Origin of the sequence: Edaphobacter sp. (genome assembly GCF_028283685.1) — a bacterium.
Lineage (GTDB): Bacteria > Acidobacteriota > Terriglobia > Terriglobales > Acidobacteriaceae > Edaphobacter.
Genome location: NZ_JAPWKF010000010.1, coordinates 419,323 through 437,941, shown reverse-complemented (window position 1 = coordinate 437,941; position 18,619 = coordinate 419,323). Strand labels below are relative to the sequence as shown.

Genomic DNA, 18,619 nt, shown 5'->3' with positions numbered 1-18,619 from the left:
TTAGCGATGGCTGGTTCCGTGTGGGCGGTGCAGCTGCTCCGCCTCAAGAACTTCGTGGAGGAACCGGGTGACCCGGCTCACCTGTGAGATGCGTTCGAAGAGAGGTGCATCGGTGGTGACCCGGCGCTTTGCGAGTACCTCCGGGATGGTAAGCCTGTCCATGAGGCCGACCAGGGCCTCCAGAAAGACCGGGTCCCAGGGAGACTGTCCGGCCAGTCTCCAAAGCATGCTTTGATCCAGATCGTAAGACATCGGTATCTGGTTGGTGATAAAGGGAAGACCGGTCGCCATGTATTCACTCAATTTTGTTGTGTACCGGAAGCTGCCTACGCCATCCACGCTTTGAGGGATGGAACCGACATCGATTGCAGCGAGCCAGTCGGGCACCTCTTCCCGCGGTACGCGGCCGGGAAGATGAACTGTGCGGTCGAGCGCGTCGCCTGCGATCTCACGAAGCTTCTGCAGGCCGGACCCATCGCCGACCACTACTGCCGCGACTCGTCCCTGCGATCGACGAATGGCCCGGATCAGCTCCGCGCCGTAACAATATTGATAGCGGGTGGACCAGGTGAGCGATCCAACGATGCCGAAGACGACGGTGCTGTCGTCGAGACCGAGACGCTCGCGAATGGTGCGCCGTCCCTCGGCGAGCTGCTGCGGGGTGCGTTCGAAGGGAGCCCATCCGGGGATCGTGATGCCGCGTGTGGCTCCCATGGTGAGGGCGCGTCCGACGAGGTAGGGTGTCCAGCCGATGAATCCGCTGGAGTTGGCGTAGAGCATCTGCTCGTAGCGGCGGAAGAGAGGTTCTGCTGCGGGGTGGCGGGCTGCCAGAAACGGAGCCACGGCGTCGCCGCTGCTGACGACATACGGCATGCCGTACATGCGTCGACCGAGAATCGCGGCCATGCCACCGGCGATTCCCGTTCCCTCCAGCACCAGAAGATTGAATTGGCGGCTTTTCAGCTGGGCAAGAAGTTTTCTGGCGCTGCCTCGTTTGTCGCGCTTGGAGAAGTCCGCGAGGGTGTAACGAAAGCCGGAGACCAGCTCGCGCAGACGAGCCTCGTCGTCGCCACCGTTCCCCTGTGTGGCGCAGGCCAGGAGGTTCGGATCGGTAGAGAGCCCGATTGCGGTCGGCGGATTCACTAAGTGGACTTCCTGCCGGTGAGGGCGCCGGAGATGACTTCATCGAGCCGCGCGGAGAGCTGCGCCACGGAGAAGCTGCGGCCACGAGTGTATGCGGCTTCGCTCATGGTGCGGAGCTGCTCCGGGGAGGTGAGCATGCGCTCGATGGCGGCGGCAAGTGCAGCGGCGTCTCCCGGCGGGACGAGCAACCCGTTGATCTCGTTCTGAATGATCTCGGCGGGGCCTGCCTGGTTGCTTGCGATGACGACGCGTCCCATTCCCATGGCTTCAACGACAGCCATGCCGAAGGGCTCCGGTCCAGTGGCGGGATGCACGATGAGGTTGGCGGCAGCGAGCCATTGCGGGACCTCGGCGGAAGGAATCTGACCGAGCAGGCGGAGACGCTGACCAAGATTGGTTTTATCGGCGAGCTGCCGAAGCTCGGCGGCGTACCCGGGATCGCGTGGGTGTTCGCCGCCTGCCACAAAGAAGGTGACGTCTGAGAGTGTCTCGGCGCTGCGCTGGATGGCTTCGAGAAAGACGTGGACACCCTTCCATCGCTCCCAGCGGGCGACCATGCCGACGACGCGCGCCTCGGGAGAGATGCCAAGACGTGCGCGGGCTTCTTCGCGGGACGGCGTGACCGCAGGGAAGGGAACTCCGGGATAGCAGACGATGGTCTGGTCGACGGGGGAGAGTCGTCTCTGTGCCACCTGGCTTGTCTTCGAGCAGCAGAGGACACCATCGGTGGGCAGGCGGGAGATGATGCGATTGAGCTTATCGGGGGAGGGAATGCCGTGCTGGAACCAGAGCAGCGGCACGTCCGTGCCGAGGCTTGCCGGGGCGACGTAGAGGTGGGCCTTGGGCATCCACGAGAAGACCAGCGCAAGCTTCTCGTTTTTTATCCAGCGGCGCAGTCCGAGGACGGTTTTGAGATAGTTACCGGCGTTCGTCAGGCGGGTTGCCGGGATGACTTCAACCCGCAGCCCGAGGTTGCGAGCGAAGTCGACCATGGGCCCGTCCTGCAGAAACGCGCAGACCAGCGTGTATCGTTCGCTGCCCTGCTCCAGCCAGTGCAGCAATAGGTTTTCTGCGCCGCCCTGCTGGTAACCCAGCGGCATAACGACTCCGATGCGCGGACGTTCCACAAATCCTCCAGACGACATGCGTTCAGGATCTTCCATGTGAGGCTGCGGTTTTTGCAGCGATCCGGCCACTCTGTGCCGCCCGATAGAGATCGATACCAAGTGAGTTGCCGCGAGCCCGGGAGAGAATCATGCGGAGCCATCCCGGGCGGTTTGCTGTTCCCAACATCTTCTCCCATGTAAGGGCGGCCCACTGTCGAGGACCGGCGGGCAGGTAGCGAAGAATCGCCCAGTAGTAGTTGTAGGAGGTGTTCTCAACGGCTTCGAGGTGAACCTTGCCCCGCTGATCGTTGCCGTACCGCTTGGCGGGAAAGTGATCGACCAGAACCGCGGGGTCATATTTGAGGCGCCAGCCGGAGGTGGCGATCGCAAGACTGAAGGCGAGCTCAAAGTACACCTGTGCTCCTTTGCCGCGGAGGCCCTCGTCGAAGCGCAGGTCGCCGATGGCCTTTCGTCGCCAGCTCATATTGACGCCCTTCAGGTGCTCGACGACGCGCGCCGGACCCATTCCCAGGTGATGGTTGCCGATCATGCGTCCGTAGGGATAGAGCCGGCCAACCTCGGTGGTGGTGGGTTGCAGGAACTGGCCGTTGTCCAGGATGGCGTCGCGGCCTCCGAGACCGCCTAGTTGCGGGTCGCCGGCAAAGTGCTGCTCAATGCGGAGCAGCCAGTCGGGGTGCGGAGCCGAATCGTCGTCGGTGATGGTGACGATGTCTCCGGTGCAGCGCTCCAGCCCCTGATTCAGGGCATGCACGACGCCCGGCAGGCTCACGGTGACGACCTGCAGTGGAAGCCGATGGAGCCAGGGTTCCAGCGCGGGCCGTGTCAGCGTATCTTCATCGCGGACCGTGATCGTAATCTCATCGGCGAGGCGTTGCTGGCGGCTCAAGGCCTCCAGGCAGCGAGTCAAGTCTTCTGGTCGTTGATAGGTTGGGATCAGGACGGAAAGACGCATACGGAATGAGATTTGTTGCCGGCTCCTCTAGCTCGAGTGTAACGGTCAGTGTTTTGCAGACAGCAGGAACAGTGAGTTTGTTCTCTACGCCGATCGTGGCCGCAGACGTTGATAGGTATGGAGATAAGCCTCTACGGTCGCCGGCCAGCCGACATTTTGGGTGAGCGAGAGAGCGGATTCCGCCAGGGCAGATCTTCGTCCGGGGGAGTCCAGCAGATCGCGAACGACGTTGGCGAGAGCTTCGGCGTTCTCGGGGTCGTCCACGACGGTGAGACTGTGGCCAAAGCTCTGCGCCGCACCTACATTGCGCGACACCACGACGGGAAGGCCGGTGGCCATGGCCTCGACCGCGACCAGGCCGAAGGGTTCATACAGTGAAGGAAAGCAGAACAGGTCGACTGAACGCATGAGAGCGGGCACACGGGGTGTTTTGCCCAGGAAGTGTACGCGGTCGGCGATGCCGAGGCTGCGGGCCTGCTCCGGCGCGGGGCTTCCGTCTACCGCACCTGCCACGGTGAGATGTACGCCGGGCAGATGGACCAGTGCGCGCAGAACTGTGCCGAGGTTCTTGCGAGGCGTGCGAATGTCTCCGACGAAGACCAGCATGGGGACGCCTTCCGGCAGATTGAAGGAGGCGCGTTCGGATGGTCCGGGGTGAAACTCGTCGGTATCGACGCCGTTCAGGATGACCTCGATGCGATCCCGCGGCACGCCGAGGGCGGCAACCTCGTCCGCGACGATCTCGGAGACCGCAATAACCTGTCGCGCAGAGCGATAAGCCTGCTTTTCCCAACGGGCATTCAGCAGGGAAAAGGTCCGTTGATAGAGCTGGTAGGGCTTGAGGCCATGATAGGGATAGAAGCGGTTGGCCATCCACGAGGTGTGGATGAAGTGAGCCGCGACGATGTCGCAGGGCTCCCAGGTGATGAAACCGTTTGCCTGAATGAGATCGAACTCGCCCCGATGTTTGCGCAGCCATGCGGCACTGTCGAGGGCAAAACCGATGTTCCTTCCCAGCTGGGTCGGCCAGCTCTCGCGACCGATCTTCACTACGGTTGCGCAGGGATGGTTTGCGATCTCCTCCGCACAGTGCGCGGTGACGAGGGTCAGCTTTACGCCGCGGCTTAGTGCAGCCAGGGCGACCTCATAGTTCACGCGGCCCTGTCCGTCGTTCTTCTGGAAGCGATGGGCGATAATGGCCAGCCGCAGCGTCGATAGATCGGCCAGAGCTGAGGCGTCAGCTTTTAGAGGCATTGCGGATATCGTCAAAGCGAAAGAACCTTCTGAGTTCGGGCCGCCCTGGAGGTACAGCGGACCGTACTGGGGAAACAGGGAGTTGAGTGGATGCGACTCTTTGGCAATGGGTGCCTTCAGTGTACCCAACCTCGTGACGATTCCGATGACAAAAGGTCTATGTCATCCGGCGAGCCAGGGCGATCAGTAAAACACTGTCACCGTCCAGCCGCAGTTCGAGCGTGCCGGTGGAGTCGCCGTCACCCATCACGGGCATGCCCCAGGCATAGCGGGGCAGGTCGCCGGTCCAGTGGCTGGAGCCTGCCGGCTTGAGCTTCGCGGCGGCTGCGATTCGGGGAGCGGCCTGTGCCGCTTCAGCGGCAGAGCTAAAGCGGGCGGCCCACACGGCATTGCCGTAAGCGCGGCGATGCAGGCCGGTTGCGTACTGATAGAGCGAGGCGATCTGCCCGGCGCTGTCCCACTGGCCTTTCTCGTAGTACTTGGCCTGCCAGATGGAGAGCGGCATGACTCCGCCGTCAGCCAGGGCGCCGCGATATTCGTCTTCGGCGACCTGGGTAAGCGCAATACGCCGCAGCGAGCCGATGGTCTCGGGCAGGATGGCGGGCGCTACGAAGCCGGGTGCGAGGGGATCGCGATCGAGAAGGGTAGGCTCGGTTCGCTTCCATCCCGGAGCGGCGACGAGACCGTTGACCAGACCTTGCTTCAGGAAGGCATCGACGGCAAGGCCAACTCCAGCGCGGTCAGTGCCTGTCAGGCTCACCCACTCGCACTCATAGGGCGACTTGATGATGGCTGCGGCGTGCAGGAATGGGTTCCGGTCCGACTCGAGGTAGCCGATCGGGCCTTGCAGGTGCCCGAAGCCGAAGGCATAGATCGAACGGGACGCCGGCTGGATGGCGGCTTCGCGCTGCCATGCCTGGACGAGCAAGGGATCGTCCGGCAGGGCCACGAGAAGGACGTGGTTGTAAGCCAGCTGCTGCGGGGTCGGCGACTGTATCTGGAGTATCTGGCGCCCACCGGCAAGAATGCCAAGCAGGGGATGCTGCTGACTTGCTGCTTCGATGTTGCGGCGATACGCCTGTGCTTCTGCGCCCAGCCTTGGGTCGACATAGAGGAGCAGCCCGCGATTCTCGGGGTTGGTGTTGGCTGCCTGCGGCTGCCCCTGCCACCAGGCAGCAGAAGCTGAGGGGAGGTTTGCGACCGCAGCGGCGACGGTGGTGATCTCCAGAAATCTTCGGCGATTCATGTGGGTCATCAGGCCTCCCGTACCGCCAGCAGAGCTGCGTCCCCGGAGCGCATGGGGACGGTGATCTTCCAGAATTCGCCGTCGCTGGTCAACGTGAGTGTGCTGTGATCGTTGAGGTTGGATGCGGAGGCGTGTTGGGCTCCTGCTGATTTGCGAAGCCGGACCGTTGCGGCCCGTGCCTGTTCGAGCCAGTCTTCCAGCACGATCATGCTGAGATCCTGACAGCGGAAGCCGTAACCCGCGAAGCCCGTCGAGAACGTGAGCGGGAGTTCGAGCGCTGGGATGAGCCGGGATGCCAGCTCGAGCGCCTGCGGGTGCGTCAGGCCGGTCGGCGCGGCTTCCAGCAGGAGCGAGCCCGGGCGTTTAAAGAGAGAAGCAGCGTCCGAAGAGAGAGAGCTGCGAGAGGCAAAGGCTGCGATGCGTACACCGCGTTGCTGCAGATGACTGAGAGCGTCGATCTCTGCCGCACTGAAATCCTGCAGGTTCAATACGATGAGCGATGCGCCCGGCGTCGGTTTCCAGGAACTCAGCGTGGAGGCATTCGTGGTGAAGGGGAGACTGACGCCTGCTTCCACGAGCGACCGGAAGGCATCCATGAGCATCCGCACCTCAGGGAGTGCCGTGGGATCAATGCCGTTCCAGCGAGTCGATGCTGGATCGGCATTCTTCTGCGAACTGATCACGAGCCCGGCGCCAAGAGGAGACTCGGGTTGCAGCAGATTACCGCGTTGCTGCAGGTTCCACCATTGCTGGTACTCCTCTGTCGTCATGTTGAAGGGCGTGCCTACATTGTTGCCGAAGCCGTAGGTATGCGCTCCTCCATAGGAGCCATCCGCCCAGACGACAGCACGCCAGAGGTTGTTGCAATGCAGGCGACGACTTGGCTCGGTTGTGCCTATCGGATTGTGCCACTGCCAGTTGTTGAACAAGGGAGAGACAAAACCCCATGGCATCAGTGCATTGAGCTGCCATACCGGATTGAAGGCAAGGCAGGCCAGCGTGCGTCCTGTGGTCAGGCTTGGGCTGTTGTCCTGCATGCTCCAGGTAGTGTCGTCGTTCATGCCGCGGATGGTTTTGGCCAGCTCCCGGCCTGCCTCCCCTGCAATGACCGGGCAGCCTTGTCCATAGATCACGACATCTTTGCCCTCGGCCTTAAAGGCCGCCCGTATGGAGCGAACTGCATCCACGTAGCGCTCCAGTTGCCAGGCCTGCCACTGGTTCTCGTGCTCGGCGTGGATCGCGGTTTCCACCTCGGGGTGCGTGCGTCCGTTGATGCCCTTGCCGGTCTTGCTGCGGAGATAGCTGTCAAAGGCTACGTACTCCTGCCAGCTATTGCAGTTGCTTAATTCGGGACCGATCCCCCAACCGTCCGCGAAGGTCAGCACGACGGTGGGCGCGGCAGCCCATCGAGGCTGAGTCTTCAGTTGCTGAATCAACGAGGGGATGGCGGTTTGAAAGAAGGGCTCGCCATTACCGAACTCATGCCACGGATTGGTGTAGTGGCGCATGTCGGTCTCCGTGGCGTACAGGCGGTTGGCTGCCGTTTTGGCCTTGGGGGGAATGGCCTTGAACTGCCGGCTGTAGGCCCAGATCAGATCGTCCGAGTGCCCCCATCCGCCACCGGGTTCGGATGTCCCGGTTGCTAGTGGAAAGAACAGAGTGAAACCCCTGGAGACAAGAAGGCCGGTCCCAAAGGCCGCGTAACTCGCAATGGTGCTCATTGGCGTCAGTGTTTTGCGCGAAGCGATAGCGAGCAGAGGAGCCGCTGCGGTCGCGGGACCGCTTTCGTTATCAGGGTGAAAGACAGCTTCCAGGCGAAAGATACCGGGGGAGGTGGAGTGAGGAAGCGTGGCTGTCACGTGCTCGGAGAATACCTGGCCTGCACCCAGCGTTATGGACTTTGCGAGGACGGGAGTGCGCTCTCCACGGAGCACATCGACGAGCACCACGGTGAGTTTGCCGCTTTGGGATGCCAGTGCGGGTTCCGATGCTCGCCTGCCTTCGATGGCGATCTCTGCCAGACACGGCTCCGCGCGGTTCTGATTGATCCACTTGGGAACCCACGGCAGCCGCACCGTCAGCGTGGAGCCGGAAGCCCCCTGGGGGAGCTGGATTCGCACCTGTCCATTCCCCTGATTGAGAGCCGCGTCCAGATCATCCATCATTGCTGCCGGACGGCCGTCCAGTTCGATGGCAACCCGTCCGGGGTTATGCTGCACATCCAGAACGGCGCCTCCGCCGCTGGCCACAAGCGTGACGGCCGAGATGTGCGCTGGCTCGGGCAGGGTGAGCCGCAGGACGTTTTCTACATCGCGCTTCCCGACCCAGGTTCCATACCCCTGGATATGATCGCCGGGTGTGCGGCGCAATCCGGCTCCGCGGTCATTCAAAGCGATAACGGAGGCATTCCCGGGCTGGGTGAGGTCCTCTATTGTTGCGGTCGGCGCGAGATTGGAGGTTTGCAGGGCAATGGTCACGGTGCCTTGCACGGAAGATCCGGGCGGATAAGCGTACGTCGCCACGGGGAGGCCCATGCGGCCCTGAAAACCAAACAGAGAGTCCGTTCCCGGCCCGGGATAGGGAACAGGCCTGGAGTAAACATTTTCCATTGCCACTTCTATTGATAAAGGGGGCGGAGGAGATGCGGCGCGCTGTTCGGCGAGCAGAGAAGAACCGTCGCCGGAGAGTAAGCCTGCCCGTACCTGAAAGCTGGTCTCGGACGCGTAGGTCTCCAGCCCTGGCAATGCCGGAGCAGGGAGTGGCAGATTGAGTACGGTGGAGCGGCCCGGAGGCAGGGAGAGCGGCTTCAGCAGCTCTCCGGCTGCATCGCCCAGCATGGCTCCGTTGCGATCAAGCGCTCGCATGACAAGCTGTACGGGAAGGGTCGTCTTCGAAGGATTCCCGATGGTTAAGCGAACTGATCCTGAGGAAGGAAAGCTCATGGCGAGGGTTGGCTTGACGCCTGCGACAGGGGGGGACGCAGGCTCCGGTTCGCTGAGCCACCGAACCACGGCACGCCAGAAATCTTTTGCGGCAGGCGATTCGCCGAGCGCGGAGGAAGATGTGGAGAGCATGGCGACCCGGCCGGCTCCGTAGCGCCCCGTCACCAGTAGCGGAAGCCGGGCGATATCGTCGTAGCAGATGCGGACCGTCCAGTCGCGATTGAGCAGTGGTCTCGACCAGAGATCGCTGTGGGGTGGGATGTCGAAGCCCACGAACGGATGCTGTATCTGATAGCGCTCATAGCGGGCCTGTCCACGCTCGACTGCCGAGACGGGCCGAATGTCCACCCCGAGGGGAGCGGCAAAGCCTTCAAGGTCTGCACCATGGAAGAAGTCGGGATCGGCCGCGACTAGCGGTACCGGACCCTTGGGACCGTATACGGGTGACCTTTGCTGCGAAGTCCATCCGGTACTGGGAAGCGCACGGCTGAGCCAGAACACCGATTGACCGGGATAGGCACCGAAGGTGAAGAGCAGCCGCTGCCCTTTACGCAAATTTTCGAGCAGCGCGGCGGAGCTCTGTGCATTCAGTGAGTTGCCGGCGGGTTGGCCTGCCTCAAACAGCATGAGGGGGGTAGCGGTGGATGCTAAGAACGTTCCTGACCGTGGTTGGTGATTCAACTCCCGACATGCGGCTAACAGAGCCTGGGACGGTTGCGGGATGTTCGAAATGTAATCGGGCAAAAGTTCTTTCGCTCCAATTCGTTCAGGCCTGAGGGTGAACCTGCGTCTACCGATGAGACGATTGCCAGCTGCGTGGGTTTGCTTGCGTGTGGGTAGTTATCCTCGCGAAGGTACATCGGCGACAGCGGTTTTCCGCCTGATGCTGTAAAACAAGAGCATATCTCTCATGGGCCAGGCCATCTTGAACGCTACCAGTGAAACGACGAAGCAGCGCACTGCCTACTTTTTCCTGGGCCGTACGCCGGACGGTCGTTTTCTCGGCTATCCGCACCAGGCGATTCTGTTCGCCGAAGGGCTGAGGGCGTTGGGCTGGCGTATTGTCTCCGATGTAGAGACCTGGCGTCCTCAGCCGGATGCGCCATTCCTGTTTCCGGGGGATGTGGATGCTCCGCGGCCTGCTGACTGCGATCTTCTGGTCGTTGCGGAAGATTACTTCATGCTGCAGGGATCGCCCGCGCTGCCGGTGGCGATCACCAGCTGTTCCGTGCCAGCGGTCTTTCTGGACCGCAGAGATCTGGGTGACAACCTTCGCGATCTGTACAGCAAGCCGTATGAGCGCTTTGCGGCGATCTTTCGGACCCACGGCAATCGACGCTTCCGCTACCCGGCAAATCTTCGCCAGATGGTCTTCGGTATCTCCGACCGCATCGCGGAAGCGAGCGTGGTGGCTGCCTCAGAGGTTGTGAACGAGCCGCGCGAGGGCCTGATCTGGAACTTTCGCCATAAGCAGTTTCCTCATACGGTGCGGGTCTGGGCGGAGAAGGAGGTCAGGCCGGTGCTCGAATCCGGCGTCCCCTTTCGCTCAGAGGTCGACCCGGAGGTGGAGAACAACCTTTACGACAACCTGATGTTGCGACAGACGGAGGGCCGACACTTCCCTGCGTACTATCGCCGTATGGCTTCGTCCACCATGGCTGCATGTTTCGGCGGCTGGTTTCTTCTGCCTGTGCCCCAGCAGGAGGCAGGCCCGGCCTGCATGTGGGGACGCCGCGTGATGAAGTCGCTGGGCAGAACCAGCACGATGATCGCGCAGTGGGACAGCTGGAGAATGTGGGAGGCCTTTGCCGCGGGAACGGCTGTGCTGCATCTTGATATGGAGCGCAACGGCTTTCTCTTCGACGGACCGCAGCCCGAGCCCATGAAGCACTACATCGCCGTCAGCCTGGATCGTCCGGCGGAGAGCCTGCGCCCGCTGCTCGATCATCCCGACGAGGTGCGCCGTATCGGCGAGGCGGGACGCATCTGGGCGCTGGAGCACTACACTTCGCGGCCCATCGCAGCGCGGATGCTGAAGGAAATTGGCCTTGGCTAGGACCGCTCATTCCATACCTGTAGATAAGGTTCCTGCGGTGCAGCCTCGTCGCGGAGAGCTGACTGCGCATCGCGCATCGCTGCCGGCACTGACCGGTATACGTTTTTTTGCCGCCTTTTACGTGGTTTTCTACCACTCACATCTGCCGGTGGCTCTGGAGGAGAAGCATCTCTGGGCTGCAGCTCAATTCATTCGCAACGGCCTGCTGGCAGTACCGCTGTTCTTTATTCTGTCGGGACTGATCCTCAGCTACACCTACGAGGGGCAGATTGAACGTCCGGGTGGCTACCGGCGATTCTGGGAGGCGCGGTTCGCGCGCGTCTGGCCGCTTTACACCGTCTCTCTTCTGCTCAGCAGCATCTTCGATCACACGACGCCGCATTCCATCTCTGCTGCCGTGGCCACGTTGTTCATGGTGCAGTCATGGAACCCCTTCAATATGGGTATGGCTGCCAGCTGGAACTTTGTCTGCTGGACACTTTCAACGGAAGCATTCTTTTACCTTTTGTTTCCGCCGATGCAGCAATGGTTGGAGCGCCGCCGGACCTGGGTGCTATGGATGACGTTCGCGCTCGCGGTAACGCTTGCCGTTGCGGGAAAGACCGGCGGAATCAACTACACCGACACGCGAGGATTGCACTACGTTCCGCTTGCTCTGGTGCATGTGCCGGAGTTCGTGATTGGTGTGTGCGTGGGGAACCTCTTCCTGCGTATGCGCTCGGCGCGGCCCACGGCTTCGCTGCTGCCAGGACGCGGCGTGCTTACGATGCTCGCTACGGTGGCCTGCCTGTGGCTGCTATCCCAGCCATTGCTCGGCGCTGCCGCGTGGACGGCTCTGGGTTTCGCGGTGCTACTGTTTTGCCTGGCCGCCGAAAAGTCTCCACTGCAGTGGTTGCTGTCGACGCGCCTGCTCATCATTGGCGGCCAGATCAGCTTTGGAATCTATCTCCTGCAATGGCCATGCAAGACGGCAGTCAATCATCTGTGCGACATGCTTCAAATGAGTTCTGTGCCGGGCCGGTTTGCCGTCGATTGCGTGGCGCTGATGCTGCTTTCAGCGGCAGGTTTTTATGGTGTTGAGGAACCTGCGCGCCGCCTGCTCCGCCGGTTGTTTGCCCGCAGGGAACAGAGGTATCAGGGAGTCGTCAGGGGACGCGCCTAGCTTGAGCAGGTGCCCTCTTCGCTGTTGTTGTCAGTACTGATTTGGCCGGTTCGTTCGTCATCGAGCAAGGTAAGGGCTTATAAATTGAGTAGCTATCTCATGCGAGCATTTTTGCGCCACAAGACGCCGACATATTGTTTGATCCTCAGATATCCGCGATTTTACGGAAGCAGGGCATGACCACTCCCCCAAAGCGTATTGCCTGGATTGACGTTGCTCGCGGCATTGGCATTGTGCTGGTGGTGTACGGCCATGTGCTGCGTGGCCTGCAGGCGGCTCACATGCTTTCGACCGCGAATCCCATCTGGGCTTCCGACTACACGATCTACACCTTTCACATGCCGCTGTTCTTCATCCTTGCCGGTATGCAGGTAGATCGGTCGCTCTCAAAGGGGCGATGGCCGTTCCTGAAGAGCAAGTTGATGACGATTGCGTATCCGTATTTGCTGTGGTCCTGGTTCCAGCTATCTCTGAAACTGCTGGCGCCTAAGGGCACAATGAACACGGTTCATTCGCCGATCACACTACTCACAATTCTTTGGGCTCCTGTAGAGCAGTTCTGGTTTCTATTCGTTCTATTTTTCTGCCATCTTCTTGCCTTTGTTACGGGAGCGCGTCGCGGGTTATTGACAGCTTTGATGGCTGCAGGAGTGGGGGGAGCAGTTTTGATCGCGCAGGGCAGGCTCTCACCGTATGGCCTGACGGGAACGCTCTGTCCATCGCTGGCTTTTTATCTGGCCGGTATTTTCATCGGCAAGAGGTTGATGCGCTGGCAGCCAAACCGGATCGTGGCGTTGGCATGGGCGACGTGCTCATTTGTAACGTTGCTTGCGCTGTCGCATGTGTGTCGCGGTCTATCGCACGGTCGGCCTGAGCTTATCTGGTCCTGGCCTGTGACGGCAGCCGGCGTTGTGCTGATGGTTAGTCTGAGCCATCTGGTTGTGGAGGGCTCCTCTGCTTTTGCCGACTGGTTTGGCATTCTCGGGCGAGCGTCTATGACGATCTACATCTTTCATGTGCTGGTGGCGGCAGCAGTGCGTGCGGCATTGGAGCGTGCCCATGTCGTTGCCTGGGCTCCCCAGTTGATTGCAGGCACTATAGCCGGGGTCGTGCTGCCGCTTGCGCTGCATATGATTTTGGAGCGATTTGATTTGCTGGCGGCGCTTGGGCTTGGAGCGAAGCGCCGTACCCTGCAACCCCAACCTGCACCACTGCCAATGACGCCGGGCCTGGAATAGCGGCAGCATATACTTAACTAGGTAAACGGGATCGCATCATGCAGATTATGTCGGGCATTACAGCAGAAAGATCTGACGGGCGGTTTGGGTCCTTTGCGATTCCGCGGTCGGTAAAGATTCTTTTGGGAACCATGGCGGCGGTCTTCGCCGGGTTGTGGCTGATATTTCATGGGCGCTACAACCTGGTGGCAGGGATTATTTACCTCTCCCTGTTCTTTCTTATCGTCTACTGGAACAAGCCGCTCAGTCTGGTGGTGGTGCCGGCGTTTGCATTTCTTTTGGGTGATTTGCGACGCATCATGGATTTCACGGGCGAGATCCCCACGTTCGATCCGTTGTTGCTGGTGTCGCCCATATTCAGTTTGATCATGGTGGCTCCCATCCTGATGGATTTGAAGCTGCGAGATCCTGTCCAGAAGGCCATGCTGGGGTTGATGGTGATCATGACCCTGGAGATCTTCAATCCGATCCAGGGACCGTTGATCGTTGGCTTTGGCGGCGCCATGACCTATCTGATCCCGATCTGCTGGTTTTGGCTCGGCTGGAGGTATGGATCGCTGCAGTTGTTGCGTCGCCTGATTGCGCTGCTGGTTGCGCTTGGTGTTATTGCAGCGATGATGGGTATCATTCAGACGTACATCGGATACTTGCCTTGGCAGCAGGCGTGGCTAGATAAAGTGGGTTCTCATATCCATTCGATGTATCTGGGCGCAGGAGTTCTTCGTGCTGTTGGCTTCTCCGTCAATGGTGTGGAGTTTATGGGACTTCTTTCGATGTCCCTGGTGGCCTCCATGGCATTGTTTATCGCGGGGAAACGTCCTTATCTGCTGCTTGTTCCCCTGATCGCTTTCGGTCTCTTTCTATCATCGTCGCGCACATCGATTCTGCTTTCCGTCTTCGGCATGGCTATTGCTTGGACTGTCAGTAGCCGCAATTCCAGGGTCTGGGTTCCTCGGCTGATATTCGCTCTGGTGATTGGTCTCGGGGCGCTCATTTTTTCTGTTACTCATGCGGCGAGTTCTGAAGACACGGGTGGAGACAGCAAAGACAACACAGCCGCAGGACTGTCTACTCAACACCAGGTGCAGGGGCTTGCCCATCCCTTCGATTCAAAGCACTCTACAGCGAACTTACATGGCCAGATGCTCCTGGGGGGACTCCTGGATGGATTTCGCAACCCAATTGGGAGGGGCTTGGGATCAACCTTCGCAACCGCTAAATTGGGCGGAGATTCGTCATCGGCGGGTAGCTCCGAGATTGATATAAGCGACATGTTCCTGACAACGGGACTGATCGGCGGATTGTTGTACATCTTTATTATCGTTGTCGTGGCAAAGCGAGCTTCGTACCTGATCCAAAACGTTCCGCAAAATATTGCGTTACCGATCGCCGGTATTCTTGCCTGCACTCTTGGTGGTTGGCTTATGGCAGGAAAGTATGGAGAAAACACATGGCTGTGGCTGGTGATTGGAATCGTCTGCCGTTTTGGAAGCGTTACGGTTCCGATGAAGAGCGCGACTCCATCACAGGCCATCTAGACTCGAAGAACCGCGTTACAACAGAATTCTTTCTCGAGCCGGCTTGCTTGGTATAGAGACTTTTACTACAACCAATTCAAGGTGATTGCGCGTTGACGATGTCACATGTTTCTAGCCTGGCAATCTGTATCTGTACGCGGCACCGTGCGCAGGATCTGCGGAAGGCTCTGCAGTCGATTGCGGATTCTCCACGACGTCCTGATCAGGTCATCGTCAGCGACGATGGCCAGGATGGACGAACATCGGAGGCTGTCGTCGCTGAGTTTCCTTTTGCAGCCTATCAGCGTGGTCCCCGAATCGGCCTGGGTGCAAATCGCAATGCCTGCCTGGCATCGGTTCGGACCGCCTTTGTGTGTTTTATCGACGACGATGTCGTGCTGCCTCCGTCGTTCGTGCCGCTTGCCTATCGTCTCTGCGAGGTCAATGCGGAGAAGCTGCCGCAGCCTCTTGTCTCCGGCATCGAGTTCAAGCATGTTTCCAGCTCTGAATGTTTTCGCGTGGAGCCGCACAATGCCGACTTCTGGGGCTATCAGCGTGTGAAGCCCGCTGGAGAGCTCAAAGCGATGGTGATCAACGCGGGTATCTTTCCGATGGAGTTATTTCGGAAGGCTCAGTTCGATCCGCTGCTTCGCTATGGCTCCGAAGAGATCGACATGATTCGACATGCAGCTTCGCTGGGATACCGCGTTGAGTTTGAGCCGGAGCTTTGGGTGGATCATTATCCATCGCCGGTGAATCGGGAGGAGTACGCGAGTGTAGTCGATGCCTCCCGGATGTACACCACGGCGAAGGACTATCTGCGGTATCAGAAGAACGTTGGGCGCTTCCTATTGTTTTCCATGCTTGCTCCGCCGAAGCTGGCGTTGGCGCTCACCCGTCGATACGGTTTCAAGGGATTGCTCGCTGCTACTAAAGCATGCGTGCTTACGGTTCAATACGGTATACGTTCAAGTCTATGAACGACGCCTGTATGCAGATGACTTCATTCTGCAAATGGTATGTGGCTATTGCGCAATTACCCTTCTGATATTTGCTCTGCGTTTTTTGGAATAACCCGTTCCGCGTGTGACTTCGCCTTTGCTCTTCCCCAGGCTATCAATGGAGATTCATAAAACCGGAAGGACAATGCTGCGAGAACGAAACACACAGGAAAATCCAAGAGGAATACCGCATGCACGGATTTTCCAGTCCATCGCTGCATGCTTTCAATAATCAGTACCTGATAAAGATAAAGCCCGTAGCTAATCAGTCCTATATAAGCAATCGGGCGCCATGAAAGTACACGAGAGACGAAGGAATGCTGGTGGGTAAGCACGTAGCTGATCCCTGCCGCACATGCTAGCGCTACGAGTGAATAGCAGAAAGCGTTATACGCCGGTGTTGGATTATTTCTCGTAAAGCCATGTCCAAGGATGACGCGCAGAGCCAGCCATGCCAAAACAAAGGCGATTGTTGCCGATGAACTCATCCGGCGAATTCTCTCAATCGCGATATTGGATTCGAACAGCAGAGCGAGCAAGCATCCAAGAGCTAAACCATCAAGCCTGAATGGGGTCAAAAAGTAGACAATCTGCCAATCTTGCGTGAAGAGGCTCATGATCGCGCGCGCAAGAGGATCGAGCAGTATTAATGCGAGGCATATCCGCTTCAGTGTCTTCGCGTCGAGATGGTATACAGCGAGCGGCCACAGCAGGTAAAAATGCTCTTCAACTGCAAGTGACCATAGTGGTCGTAGCGACTCGACATGGGGACGAAGTATGGCAAACAGGTCACCTGCGCTTGCGAGATAAAGGAACGCTTGCGACAAGCTCAGAGAGACACCTAGTACTGCAGCGGCTGCCAACAGCAGGAGTAGAGGTGGAAAAATTCTTGTGGCGCGCTTGATCCAATAACTTGACCAGTAATGACGAGCCATTCTTTCTTTACGGAGAATTGTCGTAATGAGATAGCCAGACAAAACAAAGAAGAGATCGACACCCAGCCAACCAAAATTCAGCAAATTATGATGGTAAAAGAGGACCAATAGAACGGCGATACCGCGGATTCCATCTAAACTAGCGTTACGCATTCTCTTCCTTGTATCAAGAGTATTGGCCATCTAGGTTGCTTAGACTGCGCCGGCAGATCGATTAGCGGTAAATGCTCTAACTGTTAGAGATCTGAATGTTTGGGGTCGAGAAGTTCGCCGCGAGTATCGATCTCATCGGTTAATATTTATAAAGTCGAAAGCTAACTTTGCTTGCAGAAAAAGGCAACGATCGATGCTATGGCGGCTTATGGTGCACCCACTTAATGCGTCAGCTTCACTTGGCATTGCGTAACAGCGTGACAGGAGACTTTGCTCAGATTTGGGGATAATCGTAAGCCTATAAGCTGCTCAAAAAACCGATTTGCGATCTGAATCGTATTTTCAATGATCTTAGCAGATCCCGTAATGCGATTCGCTTGGTGAATGGTGAACTCCTGCCGCATTGCTTACGTCTGTTTGCAACGTGATCTTTAAATACAACTTGTGGGTCATGCAACATTCAATCTGTGTGGATCCATAAAGCCTGCTTCAGCGGTGAACGCTTATTTCAGAGACGCTTGCATGGAGAGTGACTATACGAAACCGAGATTTCGTATAGCAAAGTTACCTATATTTGGAACCACTGAGGCCATGTTGGCGGTGGGTATGCCGAACCAGTTCGCCAAAGTCGCGGTGTATTGCGATGCGGAGATGGTTGGAATCCATCGCCCGTCATTGGTGGAGTCATCTGGTCCACCGAGCAACATTGTTGGCATGGAGCCGTACATGCGGCCCCCTTTCACGGCACCGCCCAACACGAATTGGTGGCCTCCCCACGCATGATCGGTTCCTCCTGCGCTGTTGGGGACCATGGCACGGCTGAAGTCTGACATGCTGAAGGCGGTCACCTGTTCGCTGAGATTCAACTCTTCCATCGCTTGTTGAAAGGCTGCGATTGCGCTATCCAACTGCCCGAGGAGTTTGGTCTGCGCCTGCAGCTGCCCTGTGTGTGTATCGAAGCTGCCAAAGCTCGCAAAAAATATCTGACGATTTGCTCCAATGGATGATCGAACGGACATGATCTTAGCAATCTGATATAGCTGTGTTGCCAATGGGTTAGCGGGGAAGATGGTCTTCAGCGAGGGAGCTGCTTTCATCGCGTATGAAAGATCGCTGAAGTACCCATAAGCATTGGATGCGATCGTGTTGTCCGCCTGAATGAGCATTGCTCCGCTATCCAGCGAAAGAAGTTGTTGTGCGGCATCTATTCGCGCTGCGCACGCATTTGAGGGCATGCCGCACTCCGGAGCGAAACTTGTTGTTGTCGAAAGCACGGACAGGCCGGTTGTTTTCTGGCCGTACATGAAGACGGGGTTTCCCCCAACAGAGATGACGCTGGGCAACGATCCGCCAGCGTTCTGACCTAATTGATCTGCAGCCAATCCCGCCCAGCCCAAGCCGGTCTCCGTCGCCGGATTCGCGCTCTGCCAGCCGATCTGCTGGTCACGATGCGAGAATAGAGCGAATGGAACTGGCATGGAGCCCGATAAATATTGAGCGCGTGTCATGTTCTGGACAAGAGGCCCAACGTTGGTCACCAGAGCGGCCGTTCCTGCCTGGTACATATTTTGCAGATTCGGCATGGCTGCATTCAGCATGACGGAAGCGTTGCTCCCCAGGCTGAGCAGGTTTTCCTGGGGCAGTGCAAGTGCGCCGCGGATGGTTTGATAGGCCTGGAAAGATGATGGGTCAGCAGGAATGAGGAGGTTGTTTGAGTCATTGCCTCCCACGAGAAAGATGCAGACGAGCGCTTTGTAGTCGTTTGCAGATACTGTCTGTGCCATAGCTGGAAGTGCACCCAGAGAGTGCAGTCCCAATGCCTGGCTTCCTGTTGCCAGTGCGGCGAGTTTGAGCATATTGCGACGTGAGAGTTGAGTCATGGATAGTCTCCGG

General features: G+C 58.6%; 13 protein-coding genes. 5 read left to right on the top strand and 8 right to left on the bottom strand.

Translation table 11 applies throughout. From position 1 onward, the window contains the following. The 6 genes from PW789_RS19920 to PW789_RS19895 form a co-directional block, all read right to left on the bottom strand. The gene (locus PW789_RS19920; protein WP_299380346.1) at positions 1-1,143 is read right to left on the bottom strand and encodes a glycosyltransferase; all 1,143 of its coding nucleotides are present in this window, start codon (positions 1,141-1,143) and stop codon (positions 1-3) included. Then, positions 1,143-2,270 carry a glycosyltransferase family 4 protein gene (locus PW789_RS19915; RefSeq protein ID WP_299380345.1) on the bottom strand — a complete coding sequence of 376 codons (1,128 nt, stop codon included), beginning with the start codon at positions 2,268-2,270 and terminating at the stop codon, positions 1,143-1,145. Before PW789_RS19915 ends, PW789_RS19920 begins: the two co-directional genes overlap by 1 nt. Positions 2,271-2,292: 22 nt before the next feature. Further along, positions 2,293-3,222 (bottom strand): glycosyltransferase, encoded by a 930-nt coding sequence (locus PW789_RS19910; protein WP_299380342.1) that lies wholly within the window; start codon positions 3,220-3,222, stop codon positions 2,293-2,295. Between the two features lie 84 nt (positions 3,223-3,306). Next, a complete protein-coding gene (locus tag PW789_RS19905) occupies positions 3,307-4,476 on the bottom strand; it encodes a glycosyltransferase family 4 protein (protein WP_299380340.1) in 1,170 nt (389 codons plus the stop codon). Between the two features lie 157 nt (positions 4,477-4,633). Next, on the bottom strand, positions 4,634-5,722 hold the full coding sequence (locus PW789_RS19900; protein WP_299380338.1) for a hypothetical protein: 1,089 nt from the start codon (positions 5,720-5,722) through the stop codon (positions 4,634-4,636). Positions 5,723-5,730: 8 nt separating this feature from the next. Then, positions 5,731-9,291: a hypothetical protein gene (locus PW789_RS19895; protein ID WP_299380336.1), complete on the bottom strand. Its 3,561-nt coding sequence runs from the start codon at positions 9,289-9,291 to the stop codon at positions 5,731-5,733. A gap of 283 nt (positions 9,292-9,574) precedes the next feature. Here PW789_RS19895 and PW789_RS19890 point away from each other — a divergent pair, with 283 nt between their 5' ends. The 5 genes from PW789_RS19890 to PW789_RS19870 all read left to right on the top strand — a co-directional run bounded on the left by PW789_RS19890 (position 9,575) and on the right by PW789_RS19870 (position 15,617). Then, positions 9,575-10,720 carry a glycosyltransferase gene (locus tag PW789_RS19890; protein WP_299380334.1) on the top strand — a complete coding sequence of 382 codons (1,146 nt, stop codon included), beginning with the start codon at positions 9,575-9,577 and terminating at the stop codon, positions 10,718-10,720. Continuing rightward, complete coding sequence (locus PW789_RS19885) at positions 10,713-11,882, top strand: acyltransferase (protein ID WP_299380332.1); 1,170 nt, start codon at positions 10,713-10,715, stop codon at positions 11,880-11,882. The genes PW789_RS19890 and PW789_RS19885 overlap by 8 nt, the downstream gene beginning before the upstream one ends. A 176-nt stretch (positions 11,883-12,058) precedes the next feature. After that, positions 12,059-13,120 carry an acyltransferase gene (locus tag PW789_RS19880; RefSeq protein WP_299380330.1) on the top strand — a complete coding sequence of 354 codons (1,062 nt, stop codon included), beginning with the start codon at positions 12,059-12,061 and terminating at the stop codon, positions 13,118-13,120. A 38-nt stretch (positions 13,121-13,158) separates the two neighbouring features. Next, complete coding sequence (locus PW789_RS19875; RefSeq protein WP_299380328.1) at positions 13,159-14,658, top strand: hypothetical protein; 1,500 nt, start codon at positions 13,159-13,161, stop codon at positions 14,656-14,658. Between the two features lie 98 nt (positions 14,659-14,756). Further along, on the top strand, positions 14,757-15,617 hold the full coding sequence (locus tag PW789_RS19870; RefSeq protein WP_299380326.1) for a glycosyltransferase family 2 protein: 861 nt from the start codon (positions 14,757-14,759) through the stop codon (positions 15,615-15,617). 56 nt (positions 15,618-15,673) lie between these two features. On the opposite strand, the gene PW789_RS19865 is transcribed toward PW789_RS19870, so the two are convergent. Beyond that, the gene (locus tag PW789_RS19865) at positions 15,674-16,726 is read right to left on the bottom strand and encodes an acyltransferase (protein WP_299380323.1); all 1,053 of its coding nucleotides are present in this window, start codon (positions 16,724-16,726) and stop codon (positions 15,674-15,676) included. A 533-nt stretch (positions 16,727-17,259) separates the two neighbouring features. Next, the gene (locus tag PW789_RS19860; RefSeq protein ID WP_299380320.1) at positions 17,260-18,606 is read right to left on the bottom strand and encodes a DUF1501 domain-containing protein; all 1,347 of its coding nucleotides are present in this window, start codon (positions 18,604-18,606) and stop codon (positions 17,260-17,262) included. Positions 18,607-18,619: the final 13 nt, after the last annotated feature.

Excerpts from the sequence above, each read along its gene's own strand:
- PW789_RS19910 (WP_299380342.1), bottom strand. The coding sequence starts at position 3,222 with ATGCGTCTTTCCGTCCTGATCCCAACCTATCAACGACCAGAAGACTTG.
- PW789_RS19905 (WP_299380340.1), bottom strand. The coding sequence starts at position 4,476 with ATGCCTCTAAAAGCTGACGCCTCAGCTCTGGCCGATCTATCGACGCTG.
- PW789_RS19900 (WP_299380338.1), bottom strand. The coding sequence starts at position 5,722 with ATGAATCGCCGAAGATTTCTGGAGATCACCACCGTCGCCGCTGCGGTC.
- PW789_RS19895 (WP_299380336.1), bottom strand. The coding sequence starts at position 9,291 with ATGCTGTTTGAGGCAGGCCAACCCGCCGGCAACTCACTGAATGCACAG.
- PW789_RS19890 (WP_299380334.1), top strand. The coding sequence starts at position 9,575 with ATGGGCCAGGCCATCTTGAACGCTACCAGTGAAACGACGAAGCAGCGC.
- PW789_RS19880 (WP_299380330.1), top strand. The coding sequence starts at position 12,059 with ATGACCACTCCCCCAAAGCGTATTGCCTGGATTGACGTTGCTCGCGGC.
- PW789_RS19875 (WP_299380328.1), top strand. The coding sequence starts at position 13,159 with ATGCAGATTATGTCGGGCATTACAGCAGAAAGATCTGACGGGCGGTTT.
- PW789_RS19870 (WP_299380326.1), top strand. The coding sequence starts at position 14,757 with ATGTCACATGTTTCTAGCCTGGCAATCTGTATCTGTACGCGGCACCGT.
- PW789_RS19865 (WP_299380323.1), bottom strand. The coding sequence starts at position 16,726 with ATGCGTAACGCTAGTTTAGATGGAATCCGCGGTATCGCCGTTCTATTG.
- PW789_RS19860 (WP_299380320.1), bottom strand. The coding sequence starts at position 18,606 with ATGACTCAACTCTCACGTCGCAATATGCTCAAACTCGCCGCACTGGCA.